We start from the raw sequence: 18,365 nt of genomic DNA, 5'->3' as shown, positions 1-18,365 counted from the left end.
CTGGGTCTACGACATAGTCTGGAACCGTGACATTATCGGTTAAATCAATCGTGCCATCTACTTCTACGATCTCTGGCTTAACCGTTGGATCGTAATCTTCTTTTTGAGGGATCTCTGGCGCAGTCACCGTCACCGGTACCTGGATGATTTCCATTGATCCATCTGGATAAGTCACTTTAACAAGTCCAATATAGCCGCCAGGTGTTGTATTATCGATGGTTCCAGCTGGAGTCACATCTTCAAAAATTATATCTCCAGGATATTTTGGATTCACTACATAATCTGGAATGCTAACATTATCTAATAAATCGGGTGTTCCTCCTATCCCAATAATTTCAGGAGTTACTTGAGGAACGAAAACATCTGCTTGTGAAGCTTCCGGAGTTTTTACGGTAACAGGTACATCAACAATTTCGGATGTTCCGTCTGGATAAGTTACTCTAACTTTACCTGTATATTCTCCAGGAGTTGTATTATCAATCACTCCATCTGGCGTCACATCCTCAAAAGTAGGGACACCTGGATATTTTGAATCTTGAATATATGAAGGAACAGTCACATTATCTATTAAATTAGGAGTTTGTCCAATTTCAATTACTTCTGGTACCACCATTGGATCATATACATCGGATTTTTTATCGATTACAGTCACTGGCACATCAACAATTTCAAATGTATTATCTGGATAAGTCACTTTAACTTTACCCGTATATTCTCCAGGAGTTGTATTATCAATCACTCCATCTGGCGTCACATCCTCAAAAAGAGGGACACCGCTATGCTTTGGATCCTGCACATAGTTTGGAACAGTTACGTTATCTGCTAAATCAATCGTATCTCCTACTTTAATTATCTCCGGAGTTACATTCGGTTCATAAATTGAATCATGAGGAACGTCTACAGCGGTTACCACTACAGGTACTTGAATAGTTTCAGAACTTCCGTCTTGGTAGGTTACTTTGACCGTACCCGTATATTCCCCAGGTTTTGTATTATCTATCGAACCGAAAGGAGTAATATCCTCAAATGTTGGTTTTCCATCATAGTTAGGAACAGTCACATTATCGATTAAGTTAACTGTTTCTCCCACTTTGATATTCTCAACAGTTGCAACGGGAGCAAATGTATCTGCTTCATTTTTTAACCTCGCATAAAAATTATCAATCGCTATTATATTTCCCGTATTTACTGTTTCTAATTGAGCAATATACATTGTTTCTCGTGGCAAATTAGCAGGTACATCAAATGCTTGATCTGGGAAAACTCCATTTGCTGCAACAGTAAAAGGGGTTCCTTCAAGAACTAATTTTGGAGATTTCGTAGGATCTTCAGGAACTTCATACCAACGAACGATATACTCAACATCAGGCACAGCTCCAGTAACAACAGCATTCGCTTTATTGCCAGGTGCTGCATAATTATCGGTTGAGTCATAATTAGTAATGTCTATTGTTGGAATAGTATTTCTTAGTACAAATTGGAAACCAGCTCCTTTGAATTCATCCCTTCCAGAAGAATTCGTTTGAGAATATAACAAGGCTGTTGTCGGCTTGCTTGAAGTCGAGAAGTCCCTAAATTCAGAATCATATCTTGAAACGAGGATAAAGTCAGATGCATCAAGACCCCCTGTGTCGTATTTAAGGTTTTTCCCATTATAGAATTGTCCATCTAAAGTGGAGTTAGAAAAAACAGAAACTTCTTTACCAAACTGATTTCCTTGCGAATCAGCTACCGACATATTCATGATCACTTGATGCCATAGAGACGCATTTTTTCTTTGCTTAATTCCTAACATCTCTCTTACATTAGCTATATCGAACTTAAAATCACCAAATTGATTGGTCTTTGTCTTATAGGTAACCTTATTATTAGGATTCAAAACATCTTGGATAGTTAGATAAACCGTCATATCCTCAGCAAATTTATCACCTGTTTTTTCTTCATAGGCTGGATATTGTGAGGTGATTCCTGGTGCATAATCTGCCTCCCAATAAACATTTCCTACAATTGTCTTATCATTAGCGTAATTTGCATGATTGATATCCCCTACTAATTTATCAATTTCGACTACTTTTTCTTTATTATGCTGAGTCAATTGATCTTTAGGTTGTAAAACGACAGCAACATCTTGAATCTGCATCGTTGCCACATCTTGAAGAATTGGTGTCCATATACCATTAATTCCCTGACTATAACCTCCCCATTGTCCAGGGTTACCATTACTTGTTTGAACATTATCATACTTATTATTGACTAACCAATCTTGATCTGCCCAAATTCGATATTTAAAAGCTGAATATAATACAGTTTCTAACTGCTTACCAAGAAATTCGTGGTCCGTTGTTGTTCCATCAGGATTGACCACTTTAAATATCCCTGGATTCACTGCAAAATAACCATTATCATTGGATTTAAATGTATAAATAGGTGACAAAGTACCATCTCTATCCATCCATTGCATATATAAAGGTACGTTCCCAACTAGATAGTCTTGATTATTAATCAAATGTTTGTCATTAACCTGATGGTTATCTTGGGATTTAATGAGTTCTTTATCTCCATCATATATCCCTGTATTTCCTGCATTATCTACGTAAGTTCTACCATTTAAATGGTGTTTTAGATATTTGAGATTAAATTCTCCATCTAACATTTTGTTTTCAATACTGATCACATTCTGATCAGCAGGTAAAAGATTCGCTAAAGTAGCAAAAGATTCCGGAGCAGATAAAGCTTTATCTTGAGGTGCATTAATTGATGTCGCCTCTGAATTAGAGGTTCTACTTTCATTCGCTAATGTTTCATTTTCTATACTAGTTGTTATTTCTTCTAAACTAGTTTTATTCGCTTCTAAGTTTGTAGCTTTTTCTTCTTTTATAGACGCTACTATAGACTTAGCCTTATTTGCTGAGATTTCCGCTTCTTTTGCTGAGATTTTCGCTTCTTTTGCTAATGCTAAAGCTTTTGTAGTTCCAGCAATATTTGCTGCCTCGATGGCTATCCCTGCTTCTGCCTTAGCATTATTTAAAGCTGAAATAGCTTCGTTCGCTGCGGTTTCTGCTTCTATAACACTCGTCGCTTCAGAAGCTTTTTCGGCAGCATTAGAAGCTTCTTTTGCAGCTAAAGCAGCTTCTAATGCTGCATTTTTAGCGGTATTTTCCGCTTCTAATTCATCATTTGAAAGTTCATTTAATGTGGTATCATCACCTGTGACTGTTGCTTCCTCTGAGGTCATAACTTCTTCAATGGTAACTAGTTCTTCATTAGTTATCTTATCTTCTGAACTATTTGTTAATTCAGAAGTGACTACTTCGTTTAAATCGTTTTGTTCGTTTAATGAATTATCTGCTGTTTCTTCTGTCGTCGCGCTTGTTGAGGTTTCTTCTGTAATATTTTGTGCATAAACACTATCTTGACCTACACCTGCAAATATGAAAAAAGATGCGATTAAAACAGAACAAGATCCAAATGCAAACTTTCTTATTGCATATTTGTTATCTTTATTAGAAAACTTCCTCTGTTTCAAAAATTTATTATTCTTACCGACCACAATATCACTCCTAAAAAAAATTTAATATTGCGACATCTTTTCTAAAGTATAGCGACAATACTATAAGAACATATTATAATATTCGCCTTGATTTAGTCAAACAAATGCTATATAATTATTATTTTATTTATAAATAGGTTGTATTATATATCAATTTAAAATAAAAAAATTATGGCTTCCTCATTCCTTTATATTTATGTAATAAGTTGGGAGTTTTACACATCTTTTCTATACTAAGTTTTTTAAAAGGGTTGCCTTACAATAAAGTTCATATCCAAGTATTATTTTTCTGAACTTCTATGTTTATCCTATATGTAATCTGATCCTAAGCAGATCGATCTTCAATTCAACTTTATAACAATAATAGTATTATCTATATTTTTTAAACGTGGTTGAGAATCACAGTAATGCGTTTAATATCTTTCATTTTTATAATTATTACTTGTTAATAATAAAACTTAAAACGCCTCCTCTAGCGATGCCAATAAGCATCGCTAGAGGAGGCGTTTAACTTTAATTTATAAATTCTTTAAGTTTTTAGCGTTTCTTATTTAAATTCTGTAATTTTTTCAGCGGCTAAGCGTACGGATGGATAACCAGAATCTTTAGCCTTTCCAATTGATAGGATCATTACCGGTACATAGCGTTCTTTGTCGAGACCGAAAGCTTCAGCCAATAAGTCCTCTTCAAAACCACCGATTGCATTGGTATCATAACCATGAGAACGAGCCACTAACATTAATTGCATGGCTGCCAAACTTGAATCAATTTTCACAACATCATTCATTTTTTGTTTAGAAAAGCTTTTATAATAAGGAATAATGACAGATAATTGTTGATCTCTCGTTTCAGCAGGCATTTTACCTTCCTCGACTGCTTGATTGTAGATTTCTTCACCGAGTTCATAACACTGCATATCGCCAAATATTAATATCATAGCAGATGAAGTGTCATTTTGCAGCGTATTAAAACGAATAAGTGGTTTTAATTTGGCTTTTTGCTCTTGGCTTTCAACCACCACAAACCTCCATGGTTGCATATTGACGGATGAAGGAGCTGTGGTAGCTTCTTGAATCATTTCAAGCATTTCTTCCTGACTTATTTTATACTTCTCATCATAAGCACGAATTGACTTTCTTCCATAAGTAATTTCTGAAAAATTATTAGTGACTAAGTGGTTGGACATATTATTCTCCTTTTCTATTGTATTAATTTGGTTAATAATTCGATCAATCGCTGTGTTTCATCTTTAGATAGGGGTAAAATCCTCTGTTGCTCAGATTGACAATGACTCTGCTGGCAACGATTCAAATCATTTAACGCCTTATCGGTAATTGTTACAAGCACTTCACGATTATTTTCTTTATTTCTTTTGCGGATCACATATTTTTTTCCTTCAAGAATTCTTAAATGTCTTGTAACAGCTGCACGATCTATCTTTAATTCCTTTTGTAGACGAGTTTGGCAACAAGGACCATGCTCTTTTAAAAACATCATTAATTCAAAGCGCGTTATACTAAATGACGTTTCTTTTTCAAATTTACTAATTAACTCCTGGTTAACTAGTTTTAATTGATAAAATAATCTACTTACTTCTCTTAGACTCACCAAACCCTCCCTCTTTCATTTCATAAATCAACAGTTGACTCGTCAATTATAAAGTGTTTTGTTTGTTTTTTAAAATAAAATGCTCCTTTATTAACCAAAAAAACGCTCTCTAAATTCTTAGAGAGCGCTTTAATCTATTCTGTCAATCTTATTTGAAATCTTTTAAATTATAGAAAACTTTTTTGCCATTATATTGTGCTAATTCACTTAATTCATCTTCAATCCGCAATAATTGATTATATTTGGCAATACGGTCTGTACGTGATAAAGACCCTGTCTTAATTTGACCCGCATTGGTTGCTACTGCAATATCCGCAATAGTGGAGTCTTCCGTTTCACCTGAACGGTGAGAAATGACTGCTGTGTACCCTGCACGCTTAGCCATTTCAATCGCATCAAATGTCTCAGTTAGTGTCCCAATTTGATTCACTTTGATTAAAATGGAATTCCCCACACTTTCTTCAATACCACGTGAAAGAATTTCAGTGTTGGTCACAAATAGATCATCTCCAACTAATTGGACTTTGTCACCTAAACGTTCAGTTAGTAACTTCCAACCCTCCCAGTCATTTTCATCCATACCATCTTCAATGGAAATGATTGGATATTTATTCACTAACTCTTCAAGGTAGTCAACTTGTTCTTGGGCTGAGCGTTTTTTACCGCCTTCTCCTTCAAATTTGGCATAATCATAAACACCCTCTACGTAAAATTCTGAAGCGGCACAGTCAAAGCCTAAGAAGATATCTTGACCGGGTTTGTAGCCAGCTTTCTCAATCGCTTTAAGAATGATCTCTACACCGTCTTCCGTTCCTTCAAAGCGAGGCGCAAAACCACCCTCGTCACCTACTGATGTTTCTAACCCACGTTCCTTGAGAATTGATTTTAGCGCATGGAAAACTTCAGCGCCCCAACGTAACGCTTCTTTAAAGTTTTCAGCCCCAACAGGTAAAATCATAAACTCTTGGAAAGCAATCGGAGCATCCGAGTGTGAGCCACCATTAACAATATTCATCATTGGTACTGGTAACTCTTTGGTATTGAATCCACCTAAGTATTGGTATAAAGGTATTTCTAAATAATCAGCAGCTGCACGTGCCACAGCAATAGATACGCCTAAGATAGCGTTTGCTCCGAGTTTTCCTTTATTCGGTGTGCCATCCATTTCAATCATCATTTGATCAATAGCTTGTTGTTGCAATACATCAAACCCTAATAAGGCTTCGGCTAAAAAGTGGTTAACGTTATCAACGGCTTGGCTAACTCCTTTGCCACCATAGCGTGTTGCATCTCCATCACGTAATTCTACTGCTTCATGTTCTCCAGTAGATGCTCCTGAAGGGACCATTCCGCGTCCAAAGGCACCACTTTCGGTATAAACTTCTACTTCAATTGTTGGGTTTCCTCTTGAGTCAAGAACTTCACGTGCGTAAACATCTGTAATATAAGGCATTTTATTCGCTCCTTTTGTTGGATTGAAACGGTTAAACGTCTCAATCTTATTCTATTGTTTTAGTAAATTAAATTCAATGAATTGCCATTAATGCTTAATTAAACTTTGGCTAGTCATCTCACTTGGTTGGTCAATTTTTAAAAGGTCAAGCATAGTAGGTGCTAAATCAGATAGTATGCCACCTTCTCTTAACGAGATTCCTTCTTTCGTAACAATTACTGGTACAGGATTGGTAGTATGAGCAGTCATAGGTTTACCTTCTAACGTAATGACTTCATCTGAATTGCCGTGATCGGCTGTAATGATTGCAACACCTTCTTTTTCTAAAATCAAATCGACAATTTGACCGAGGCACTCATCGACCGCTTCAATAGCTTTGACGGTTGGCTCTAACATACCTGAATGACCAACCATATCCGGATTAGCAAAATTAAGAATGATTGCATCAATCGTATCTTCATTAATTTTATCTATCAATGCGTCCTTGACTTCGTAAGCGGACATTTCAGGTTTTAAGTCATAAGTAGCTACTTTAGGAGAAGGAATTAAAATACGTTCTTCTCCCGGAAACGTTTCATGACGGCCACCTGACATAAAGAAAGTGACATGAGGAAACTTCTCAGTTTCTGCAATACGTAACTGCGTTTTGCCTGCTTTCGCTATCGCTTCGCCAATCGTATTCACTAAATCAACTTTCTTGAAAGCGATTTCTGCTAGAACATCTTTTGAATATTTAGTAAATGTTACAAATTGTAAGTTTTCTGGTCGATTCGATGTGTCAAAGCCGTCAAAAGCCGGATTACTTAAAGCTGTTGATAGTTGAATCGCACGATCAGGTCGGAAATTATAATAAATAAGGCTATCGCCTTCTTTAATGTGTCCTTCTGGATCCACCACAAAAGGTTGAACAAATTCATCATATACTTCTTGATCATAAGAAGCCTGAACTCCTGCTTCAGCAGAGGCATATTGCGGTCCTTGGCCACTAACTAAGGCATCATAGGCTAATTTAACGCGGTCCCAACGCTTATCACGGTCCATTGCATAGTAGCGTCCAGAGACTGTTGCAATTTCACCAATTCCTTTTTCTTTAATAAAACTTTCTGTATCTCTTATAAAATCTATTCCGGATTGAGGTCCAACATCACGTCCATCTAGAAAAGCGTGAATATACACTTTGTTTAAATCCATTTCTTTAGCTAACTCAATTAAACCGAAGAGATGATTGATATGTGAATGAACCCCACCGTCAGAAAGTAAGCCCATTAAATGCAATGCTCCATTATTTTGCTTAGCGTGCTCGATGGCCTTGGTGAGTTCAGGAATCTTTTTTATACTACCCTCTTGAATGGACTTATTTATTCGCGTCAAGGATTGATAGACAATTCTTCCAGCCCCAATATTCATATGTCCTACTTCAGAATTCCCCATTTGACCTTCTGGTAAACCAACATTTTCCCCTTCTGCTCTGAGTTGTTGATGGGGAAATTGCTGCCAATAACGATCAAAGTTGGGTTTATGCGCCGCCTTAACGGCATTCCCATAAGTCTCCTCGCGAATACCAAAGCCATCTAAAATAATTAAAGCAATAGGTGCTTTTCCCATTATTTAACCGCCTCCAATAAAGCTAAGAATGATTCAGGTTGTAGGCTCGCTCCGCCTACTAATGCTCCGTCTACATCTGGACAAGCTAGGTACTCTGCAATATTATCAGGTTTAACTGACCCGCCATATTGAATACGTACTTGATCAGCTACCTCTTGGTTAAAGTTTTCTGCTACTACTTGACGAATCGCATGACACATCTTTTGGGCATCATCTTTTGTTGCTGATTTACCCGTCCCAATTGCCCAAATTGGTTCATACGCAATTACCAATGATTGTACTTGACCTTCCGTTAAATCTTTTAAAGCTGCCGTTATTTGTTGGCCTACAAATTCCTCAGCATTTCCTGCTTCGTAGGTTTCGAGCGTTTCTCCGCAACAAATAATCGGCTTCATTCCATTACGAAAGATAGCATGAGCTTTTTGATTAATTTCTTCATTGCTTTCATGAAAATATTGACGACGCTCAGAATGTCCAATGATCACATAATCTACACCTAAAGCCGCTAGCGTTTTGGGACTGATTTCGCCCGTAAAAGCGCCTTCATCTTCCCAAAAACAATTTTGCGCAGCTACTTGTAAATCAGTTCCCTGTACAGCTTCGGTCATAGCTTCTAAGAAAACAGCAGGTGCTCCGATCACTGCATCCACTAAATCATTTGAAGGGATATCTAATTTGACATTTTCAATAAAACCACGTGATTCTTTAGCTGTTTTATTCATTTTCCAGTTTCCGGCAATAATTGGTTTTCGTGACATATTTTTCTCCTTTTCTAATTATAGATTATCAATGGACTCCACGCCTGGTAATTCGGCTTCCTCAAGATAAGATAAGGAGGCTCCTCCACCGGTAGAAATATGCGTGAACTTATCTTCATAACCCAATTGAGTAACAGCTGCAGCAGAATCTCCTCCACCTACAATAGTGGTCGCACTCTCTAAATTAGCAATGGCTTGACAAACTCCCATCGTTCCCTGTGCAAATTTTTCCATTTCAAAAACACCCATTGGCCCATTCCACACTACAGTTTTGGCGCCAGCTAAAGTTTCAGCAAACAAATCAACTGTCTGAGGCCCTATATCCATCCCCATGTAGTCTGTAGGAATTTCTTCAGAAGCTACCACTTTAGTTTCGGCATCCTTGTTAAATTCTTTAGCCACAACATTATCAACCGGTAACACTAATTTATCGCCTGCTTTTTCCATAATTTCTTTAGCGAGTTCGATGCGATCTGGTTCACAAATGGATTGTCCAATTTCGAGGCCTTTTGCCTTGAAAAAGGTATACGCCATACCTCCACCGATAATTACTTTATCAGCTCGATCTAACAAATTCTCAATAACTTTAATCTTATCAGAAACTTTTGCTCCCCCTAATATAGCAACAAAAGGACGTTCCGGCTGATCTACCGCTTCTTTCAAGAATTTCACTTCTTTTTCCATTAAGAAGCCGACCGCTGAATCTAAATGCGCTGCAATACCAACATTCGATGCATGAGAACGATGTGCGGTTCCAAATGCATCATTAACAAATAGATCCCCTAGACTTGCCCAATACTTGCCAAGTTCTGGATCATTCCCAGATTCCTTTTTCCCTTCTACATCTTCAAACCGTGTGTTTTGAACTAACAATACTTGACCCTCTTGCAAATTTTTAACCGCTAATTCTAATTTTTCGCCACGTGTTTCATCAATAAAAACAACCTCTTGTCCTAATAATTCAGATAAACGATTTGCTACAGGATTTAAGTTACGATCTGCTTTATCCAAATCCTCTGCCGATTTGATCTTACCTAGATGTGAAAATAAAACAACCTTGGCTTGATGCTCAATTAAATACTTTATCGTATCTAGAGCAGCTACAATTCGATTATCGTCTGTAATCTTATTACCATCCATCGGAACGTTAAAATCGACACGTACTAATACGGTTTTGTTTTCAAGGTTTAAGTCTCTAATAGTTTTTTTAGCCATTCTTCTTCCTCCTTTATGAAAAAAACGGAGAAGCGCGTTTGCTTCCCCGCTAGTGTGGGTCTTATTAATTTAATTCAACAAAATATTCTAAGGTTGAAATCATGTTCGCTGTAAAGCCGTACTCATTATCATACCAAGAGGCTGCCATAACGATTTGATCGTCGCCTTCACCCATTACTTTTGTAAGTGTTGAATCAAAAACAGATCCTGCTGGATAACCAATAATGTCTGCAGAAACAATTTCATCTTCTTCATAGACAAAAGCATCTGATTCATATTTCTTCATCGCTGCGTTAACTTCCTCAGCTGTTACTTCTTTGTCTAAGACTGCATATACCTCAGTTAAAGAACCAGTGATTGTTGGAACTCGTAAAGCTGCACCGTCAATTTTACCATTCAATTCAGGAATTACTTTTCCGATTGCTTTAGCAGCTCCAGTGGAAGCAGGAATAATTGAAAATGCTCCTGCACGGTTTTTACGTCCGCCTGGCGAATCTTGTAATTTTTGAGTTGCTGTATAAGCATGAACCGTTACCATTTGGGCAGATTTTAGACCAAATTCTTTATGTAAAACATTGACCATTGGAGCTAAGCAGTTAGTTGTACATGAAGCTGCTGAAACAATCACATCATCAGCTGTTAGAACTTCGTGGTTTACACCATAAACAATTGTCTTCGTTTCAGCTGACTTAGCGGGTGCTGAGATTAGGACACGCTTAGCACCTGCATCGATATGGGCTTGAGCCTTTTCTGCTGAATTGTAAAAACCAGTACATTCTAAGACGAATTCAACCCCTAAATCTTTCCATGGTAACTTCGCTGCATCTGGCTCAGCAAAGGCTTTAATCTCTTTACCATCTACAACAATCACATCACCTTTAGCTTCGACAGAGTATGGAAAACGACCTTGCGCTGAGTCATATTTTAATAAATAAGCTAAATCTTCGTTATCTGTTAAATCATTAATTGCAACAACTTCTAAATCTGAATCCTTTTCTAAAATACGACGTAATGCTAAACGTCCAATACGACCGAAACCATTGATTGCGATTTTTGTTGACATATTGATAATTTCCCCCTTAGGATATTTTATTTAAATTGGGTAACCCCATTTAAAACAGCTTTAGCGAGACTTTTATCACAAATGAGCCAGGTTTGTTTTGGCATCATCTTGTAGAAAGCTCGGGTAGCAGGTGCTTTTTGTTGGCCTGCTACTATGGTTAATAATAACGGAAACTTAATGACATCTTCAAGTTGTAAGCCTAAGCGAGGGATGGAAAAAACAACCTTTCCCTCTGCATCATAAAAAATGCCAAATGCTTCTCCTACCGCTTGACCTTCGAGAAGTATTCTTTCTTGTGGCGGAGTTAGTTTTCTTCGCTTTGACATTACTTGAGCGGCTCCCACACTTAATAAAAGACAGTCCGCTGATCGACTTAAATCAAGGGCTTTTTTAATGGTTGGATCCTTAACAATCTCTTGACTCAACTGATCAGTTAAACGATCTGGAATATACAAGGGAACATAGTCAGCTTGGGTCTCATGAGCCATTATTCCAGCTACCGTATTAGATTGAATATGAAAAGAACCTTCCATACCACCACGGCTAGGCACAAAGGATAATTGTCTGTTTTGCGATAGTTCCTTAGTAAAATGTTGACCCATATTAGCCAAAGTGGACCCTCCCGTAACAGCTACAACCGCTTCTTGCGGTAATTCTTGTCCTAGAATCGTTTGAACTGCTTCAGCAAGCATTTGAAAAACTGTAAAGTCGCTATCTACATCGCCAGCTACTACCCAGCAGTTTTGTATATTTAATTCTTTAGCTAAGGCTGCTTCGTATTCCGGTAAACGGTCCTGCCCCATCCTTAACTGCTGAATGAGATGGCCTACTCTTTGTCCTTCATCCGTAATACGTATCCCCGCACGACTTACATCTACCAGACTTTGATCACGCAATACTTGTAAATTAGTTCTCAAAGTTCGCTCGGACAAATGAATTTGTTTGGCTAACGCTTTACGACCAATTCGTAGTTGATGCTTAGATAAAGCTTTTAAAACATTAAGACGAATGTCTAACATCTCACCAAGTTCTGGTACCACTGTACCTAATTCATCAATCAAATCCATTCCAAGCCTCCTGTTGGTCGCTGAATGACCTTGTTTTATAAAAAGAAAAAAAGCTATTCATCTTTCTTCATAAAACATTCTAACACTGCATGGTTTAAATTACAATGGATATACTTTCTGAATCTGGGCGCTTTATGTCCTTTGAAATCTACTGCTTCATCTTCTAAGCTAATCTTACCCCATTAATTACTATCGATAGTAACTCCATTCGACTTTGTTCAAAAAACAAACAATCTAAATGATGAAAACATACATTTAGATTGCTTATCATAAATAAAAAAATCATTAAAGATGTTGTTTGCGATACAACCAATAGGAAGCTCCAACGACACTCATAGTGCCACCTAACGTGATCAAAGGAACACTCCATTCTTTAATAGTCAACGGCAAGAAGACGGTTAATAAAATAAGGATTCCCATTACAACAAATATTTTTCCAGCTAAACGGTGGGTAAGATACCACACCTTTTCATCAGCTAATGTCCAAGGGGTACGTATGCCCATAAAATAATTAAATTTAATTTTTGGCATATAATTCCCTAAAACAATAAATAGTAGCCCTAAACTTCCTTCTAAATAGGAAGGAATCTGGTTGAGCCAGTTTAAACCATAGGCACCTATAATTATTTGACTGCTAAGTAAATAAATATTCATAGCAAAAATGATTAAATAAAAATGCTTTTCAAAACGTCGATAATTTTCGCGTTTTGGATCAATGCGTTTCAATACTTCTACTAAAAGATTCAGTCCAGCCAATAATGCAGGAAACTTAAAAAGATTTATTTTAGGACCATAATTATCAGCATTCCCTGCCAAATCAAAGTGTGTAGGAATCACTTCGGGTGCTTTTATAAAGAAATAGCCCGCTAGAATAATAGAAACACAAACAAGAACCCAGTTTTTATAGTAATGCCTCGTTAAGTTTTTAGTCATAAAATCCTCTCCTTTATTTTTCTAAATTCATTAACCATTGAATGACTCCATCTAAAACGGAACTATTTAATTCATAATAAATAAACTGTCCCTCTCTTTTATCAATCACTAAATCAGCCTGTTTTAAAATAGAGAGATGTTTAGAAATAGTAGAACCTGCCGATTCAAATTGACGGACAATTTCCCCAGCAGTTAAAGGGCCGGGTCTGAGTAATTCTAAAATTTTACGTCGATTGGGATCACTTAAAGCTTTAAAAAGCAGTTGAACACTCAAATGTTCACCTCCTCATCTTTTTATTTCGATAATTAGCTAAATATCTAATTATAAGTTTAGCATGTATTTTTAAATTATGCAATGCTGCCTTCATCTAAGGGCACAAAAAAAGTACCAGCGCATTGCTAGTACTTAAAAGATACGGATATTTCCTTTTATTACTTATCTTTCTTAGTCTTTTTATCCTTACGATTGGCCATCACTTCGTCCACTAAGCCATAAGCTTTCGCTTCTTCAGCCGTCATAAAATTATCTCGGTCGGTATCCTTTTCAATCACTTCAATAGGTTGACCAGTCGCTTCACTTAAAATTTCATTTAAGCGCGTTCTCGTCTTCAAAATATGGCGTGCAGCAATTTCAATTTCAGTGGCTTGGCCTTGAGCACCACCTAAAGGCTGATGAATCATTACTTCAGCGTTCGGTAAGGCAAAGCGCTTGCCTTTGGTTCCTGCTGCTAATAGGACGGATCCCATTGATGCAGCTAATCCAATCACGATCGTTTGGACGTCCGCTTTGATAAAGTTCATGGTATCATAGATGGCCAAACCAGCCGTAACACTACCTCCTGGTGAATTGATATAAAGGTAGATATCCTTCTCAGGATCTTGAGCATCTAAAAATAATAATTGGGCAATGACTGAGTTAGCCATGTGGTCATCCACTGGACCTGATAACATAATAATTCGATCTTTTAACAAGCGCGAATAAATATCATAAGCGCGTTCACCACGTGATGTTTGTTCTATTACTGTGGGTACTAAATTCATTCTATATCCTCCCTTTAATCTGAGCCTTTCAATTTACTTCAATAGTATAACGGATTAGGTCAAGAATGGTCAAGTTTTATGCTCTTCCATTTTTCCATGAAATCATTCGCTAATTAGATTGTAAGATAGAGATTTATCAATATATCAGACCCTTTTGTTTCCAAATAAATTTGACCGCCTAATTTCTCAATGACTATTTTAATTATATTTAGGCCTAAACCTGTATTTTGTTTTGTTTTCGACTGCTTGTTTTTAGCTTGATAGAAGCGATTCAACCAAGTATTAGGATCTTCATTAATTGGATGTGAAAGTCGATTACAATAAATAATTCTTACGACATTTGCATTACCTGGTAAGACCTCTCGTTTTGTTTGATTTATTAAGTCTTCATGCTTAAGATTTGTTAATTCTTCCTCAATTTTATGGCCCGACAATTTGATTTTTAAATAATCCTTGCCATGATCTAATACATTTTTTACTAAATTATCTAGCGCGTGGTTCAGCAGTCTGACATCCGATGTAATTAAAAAACTACCGTCCGATAAGTCAAGTTCAACTTCAATATTAGCTGTTTTCAACTGATCATAGAAAGACAAAACATGCTGAGTAATAATTTCATTTAAGTTCACTATTTCGTTCTTGTACTCAAATTCTGTATCTTGCAACCTCTCCAATAAGAAAAGCCGATCCAACAAATCTTTTAAATGATCAATTCTTTGATAGATAATTTGAAAATAACGCTGCTTGTCGTTCTCATCCTCGCTGGTTTCCATTAATTGAAGATAACCCATGAGTGAGGTCAAAGGTGTCCTCACATCATGGGAAAGATTAATCATTAATTCTTGCTTTGAACGTTGCTCAATTTGTAATTCTCGATATATATTTCTTTCTTTAATTAATGCCAAGTTTATCCTTTTAACAAGTTCATTCATTTCTGATGAAAAGATCTCTTGTGTCAGTAATTGATTGGTAGGGGATTTACTGATAACTTTTAATTGCTTCGTCAAATCAGAAACTTGGAGCCGATAGTAATAATGATAACCAACTATAGCTAGAATTATCAAAATCAATAAAAAATATATCATTGACGGTCCCTACTTTCTATGCTCTAATGTTCAAACTTAAAGTCTATTCGATAAATATACCACCTATTCAAGAGATAAAGTACCAATAGGTATACAACACCCATACTTACCACTGACATGGCTTGCTCTGAATAATTTGGGCCCATTGACATTAGCTTATTGGAGAATAATTGTTTTGTAAGATCCAAACCAACAATATCCCCTATAAATCCAATGATTTGATTGTGAAAACCTGTTCCCACTAGGCAAGCTAAGACAATGATTGCCACTTTACTTTGTAGCAATAAACTTAAGGTTACTGTCACCGACATAATAATAAGGTACATAAGAGCTTGTGGCAATAGTAAAGCTAAATGATCTTGCCAATAAATAGGCAACTCTAATTGACCTGTCACACCGGCCATTAGAACTGAAAAAGCAATACAAACAACTTGAAATATGAAGAATATTAACAAGGCGACAAATAATTTAGAAGTCATCCATTTCCATTTCGCCCCTTTAATAGCTAACATATTTTTTAAATAGCCAGAAGAAAAATCACTTTCAATAAAAACAGCTGAAAGTATATAAACAAAAAGAAGGCTCAAACTGTAATTAGCAATTAGACTATCGGAAAAACGATAGGCTTTTTTTTCTTCTTGAATACTTGTTTCGTACTCTTCCTCTGTTAAAATTTCTCCTTCTTGCATCGATTTTATTTCTAACTTAAAATTGCCTTCTTCATTGGTTTCTTTCGAAGTCATTGATAGTTGATAGTCTTCGTAAGATTTGTGTGTTGTTACATAGCCGCCATAAGTTAGTAAAGAGAATATCAACGAAAGGATCAATAACGTAATCCAAGTAGCCTTCATGTGCAACAACTTATAGGAATCAAAGCGAATAAAATTAACCATTGTTGTGACCTCCTGTTAAGCGGATAAAATAATCTTCTAAGCTCGCTCGCTCAACTACCAATTGTTCAAAAAGAATGCCTGAGCGAATTAATTCATGGCTAATGACTGACGGATTATCTAAGTGTTCATATACACGCAGTTCAGAATCGCTCACTTGCTTAATTTGCTGAAGATCTAATTTTTCTTGTAAATGTGCCATTATTTGAGCCTGATCGCCACCCTTAATCCAAATAAAATCTTGATTAATCTGATTTAATTCCTCCATATCTGCTTCTTTTAATAAGGTACCTTCATTAATAATACCAATTCGAGTCGTGAGTTTCGCCAATTCACCCAAAATATGACTAGATATCACAACCGTAATATGACGCTCGCTATTCAATTTAAGAATCGTCTCGCGGAACTCACTAATTCCCTGCGGATCCATTCCGTTGGTAGGTTCATCTAACAACAAAAGATCCGGATCTCCTACTAAAGCTAAAGCAAGACCTAATCGCTGTTTCATACCCAATGAAAATTTTTTAACTTTCTTTTTCTTAACTTGACTAATGGGTAAGCCTACTAAATTCAATAATTCTTCTATATAATTGTCACGGCGAATTCCATACAATTTACATTTTAGTTCCAGGTTTTGCCCAGCTGTGAGTCCCATATAAAGTCCTGGCGCCTCAATTAAAGTGCCAATTCTTACTTGAAAATGGTCATTTTTAGCCATTTCTTGGTCTTGAATCCAAACCTTTCCACTAGTCGGTAGAATCTGACGATTAATGATCTTCATTAAGGTTGTTTTACCAGCTCCATTACGACCAATCAGACCATAGATATCACCCGATTGAACATTCATACTGACATTATTCAATGCAAACTGATTGTTATACGCTTTACATAAATTTTCACTTTTAAGAATGCTTTCCATCATCTTTCCTCCTTTGTTATCTATATTATAGACTCCTTCAAAAATATAATGGCAAAGGAAAAACAAAGAAAGTACTAAGAAAAGGTTAAGATAAAAGCATGAAAGAAAATAAAAGAAATTGAAATATTCAATACAATTTAACTACTTTTTATTTTTCAGCGAAATCAAACGGAAACCAATTCCCCAAACCGTTTCAATCCAAGGTCTTTTACTTATTTGGTCTAATTTCTTACGTAAATTTGATACATGAACGGTTAATGTCTTATCATCTGCCAAATAATTTGCCCCCCACGCATATTCATAAATTTCAAGCTTTGAGAAAACCTTCTTTGGTTGACTTAATAATAATTCTAAGATCCTTCTTTCTTGAGGCGTTAAATTTAATTCCTGCCCTTGATAATTAATTGCTTGGGTCTCTAAATCAATCATTAACCCTTCGAAATTCAATCTCTTATTCGATGTTTTTTCCTCTAAACTAGTTTGATAGCGTTTAAGGCATACTTGAATACGAGCTTTTAACTCTTTAAGATCAAATGGCTTCACCAAGTAGTCATCTGCTCCAGCTTGTAAAATTTCTACCTTATCATCAACTTGTTCTTTAGCTGAAATAACAATCACCGGAATGGATTTTTCCCGGCGAATTATTTTGAGTAGGTCTAAACCAGAGAGGCCTGGTAACATTAAATCTAATAGTATTAGATCAAAACTTGATTGCTCGAATAAAAGTTGACCTTCGCTCCCTGAGTAAGCAGGAGTCACTGAATATCCTTCAATTGTTAATGCTTCTACTAACATTTTGCTAATTTGAGTATCATCTTCAACAACTAATATCGATACCATAAGTTCACTCCTTTTTAAATAGTATATCAAAAAACTAAAATATTGGTCCAAAAAAATATAACTGATTCTTTTCCCCATATACGAGAAAGATATATTTCGAAAGATCATCCAAATTAAAAATACATTCCATATAAACTGAAAAATTATATTTAAAAAAAGCTTAACTTGATTTAAAAAGATTCTATAATAAATAGGGTGGATGGAAGAAAAATTCTTCCTTCCACCCTATTTTTTGGTACATAAAAACACAGAAGTCCAATCTATTAAAAGTGGTAACTAAAAAAGAAAGGACTCTGTGCCAGGACTCATGATATACGAACATTACTCACTATAAAAGA

At 36.2% G+C, this 18,365-nt stretch carries 16 protein-coding genes; all 16 read right to left on the bottom strand.

The window, feature by feature from the left end; genetic code table 11:
- On the bottom strand, positions 1–3,550 hold a 3,550-nt coding region (locus ACQV2X_RS07915), incomplete at its 3' end, for a Rib/alpha-like domain-containing protein (RefSeq protein ID WP_428874460.1).
- 547 nt (positions 3,551–4,097) lie between these two features.
- Positions 4,098–4,736, bottom strand: coding sequence for a nitroreductase family protein (locus tag ACQV2X_RS07910; protein WP_428874459.1), 639 nt, complete (start codon positions 4,734–4,736; stop codon positions 4,098–4,100).
- Between the two features lie 14 nt (positions 4,737–4,750).
- On the bottom strand, positions 4,751–5,158 hold the full coding sequence (locus ACQV2X_RS07905; RefSeq protein WP_428874458.1) for a MarR family winged helix-turn-helix transcriptional regulator: 408 nt from the start codon (positions 5,156–5,158) through the stop codon (positions 4,751–4,753).
- A 148-nt stretch (positions 5,159–5,306) separates the two neighbouring features.
- On the bottom strand, positions 5,307–6,611 hold the full coding sequence (eno, locus tag ACQV2X_RS07900; protein ID WP_428874457.1) for a phosphopyruvate hydratase: 1,305 nt from the start codon (positions 6,609–6,611) through the stop codon (positions 5,307–5,309).
- Between the two features lie 87 nt (positions 6,612–6,698).
- A complete protein-coding gene (gene gpmI / locus ACQV2X_RS07895; protein ID WP_428874456.1) occupies positions 6,699–8,216 on the bottom strand; it encodes a 2,3-bisphosphoglycerate-independent phosphoglycerate mutase in 1,518 nt (505 codons plus the stop codon).
- Complete coding sequence (tpiA, locus tag ACQV2X_RS07890) at positions 8,216–8,974, bottom strand: triose-phosphate isomerase (protein WP_428874455.1); 759 nt, start codon at positions 8,972–8,974, stop codon at positions 8,216–8,218. Before tpiA ends, gpmI begins: the two co-directional genes overlap by 1 nt.
- 18 nt (positions 8,975–8,992) lie before the next feature.
- Positions 8,993–10,189, bottom strand: coding sequence for a phosphoglycerate kinase (locus ACQV2X_RS07885; RefSeq protein WP_428874454.1), 1,197 nt, complete (start codon positions 10,187–10,189; stop codon positions 8,993–8,995).
- 64 nt (positions 10,190–10,253) lie between these two features.
- Positions 10,254–11,252 carry a type I glyceraldehyde-3-phosphate dehydrogenase gene (gene gap / locus ACQV2X_RS07880; RefSeq protein WP_428874453.1) on the bottom strand — a complete coding sequence of 333 codons (999 nt, stop codon included), beginning with the start codon at positions 11,250–11,252 and terminating at the stop codon, positions 10,254–10,256.
- 26 nt (positions 11,253–11,278) lie between these two features.
- Entirely contained in the window at positions 11,279–12,319 is a 1,041-nt protein-coding gene (locus ACQV2X_RS07875; RefSeq protein ID WP_428875455.1) for a sugar-binding transcriptional regulator, read from the bottom strand.
- 285 nt (positions 12,320–12,604) lie between these two features.
- Complete coding sequence (locus ACQV2X_RS07870) at positions 12,605–13,252, bottom strand: SdpI family protein (protein ID WP_428874451.1); 648 nt, start codon at positions 13,250–13,252, stop codon at positions 12,605–12,607.
- A 13-nt stretch (positions 13,253–13,265) separates the two neighbouring features.
- A complete protein-coding gene (locus tag ACQV2X_RS07865; protein WP_428874450.1) occupies positions 13,266–13,526 on the bottom strand; it encodes an autorepressor SdpR family transcription factor in 261 nt (86 codons plus the stop codon).
- Between the two features lie 158 nt (positions 13,527–13,684).
- A complete protein-coding gene (gene clpP / locus ACQV2X_RS07860; protein ID WP_428876600.1) occupies positions 13,685–14,293 on the bottom strand; it encodes an ATP-dependent Clp endopeptidase proteolytic subunit ClpP in 609 nt (202 codons plus the stop codon).
- Positions 14,294–14,406: 113 nt separating this feature from the next.
- Positions 14,407–15,378, bottom strand: a complete 972-nt coding sequence (locus ACQV2X_RS07855; RefSeq protein ID WP_428875451.1) for a sensor histidine kinase — start codon at positions 15,376–15,378, stop codon at positions 14,407–14,409.
- 23 nt (positions 15,379–15,401) lie between these two features.
- Positions 15,402–16,271, bottom strand: coding sequence for a hypothetical protein (locus tag ACQV2X_RS07850; RefSeq protein ID WP_428875449.1), 870 nt, complete (start codon positions 16,269–16,271; stop codon positions 15,402–15,404).
- Positions 16,264–17,190, bottom strand: coding sequence for an ABC transporter ATP-binding protein (locus tag ACQV2X_RS07845; protein WP_428894399.1), 927 nt, complete (start codon positions 17,188–17,190; stop codon positions 16,264–16,266). Before ACQV2X_RS07845 ends, ACQV2X_RS07850 begins: the two co-directional genes overlap by 8 nt.
- A gap of 138 nt (positions 17,191–17,328) precedes the next feature.
- Complete coding sequence (locus ACQV2X_RS07840; protein ID WP_428874445.1) at positions 17,329–18,027, bottom strand: response regulator transcription factor; 699 nt, start codon at positions 18,025–18,027, stop codon at positions 17,329–17,331.
- Positions 18,028–18,365: the final 338 nt, after the last annotated feature.

Source organism: Facklamia sp. P12945, assembly GCF_050409485.1.
GTDB lineage: Bacteria > Bacillota > Bacilli > Lactobacillales > Aerococcaceae > Facklamia.
This window is presented reverse-complemented; position numbering and strand designations above follow the sequence as displayed.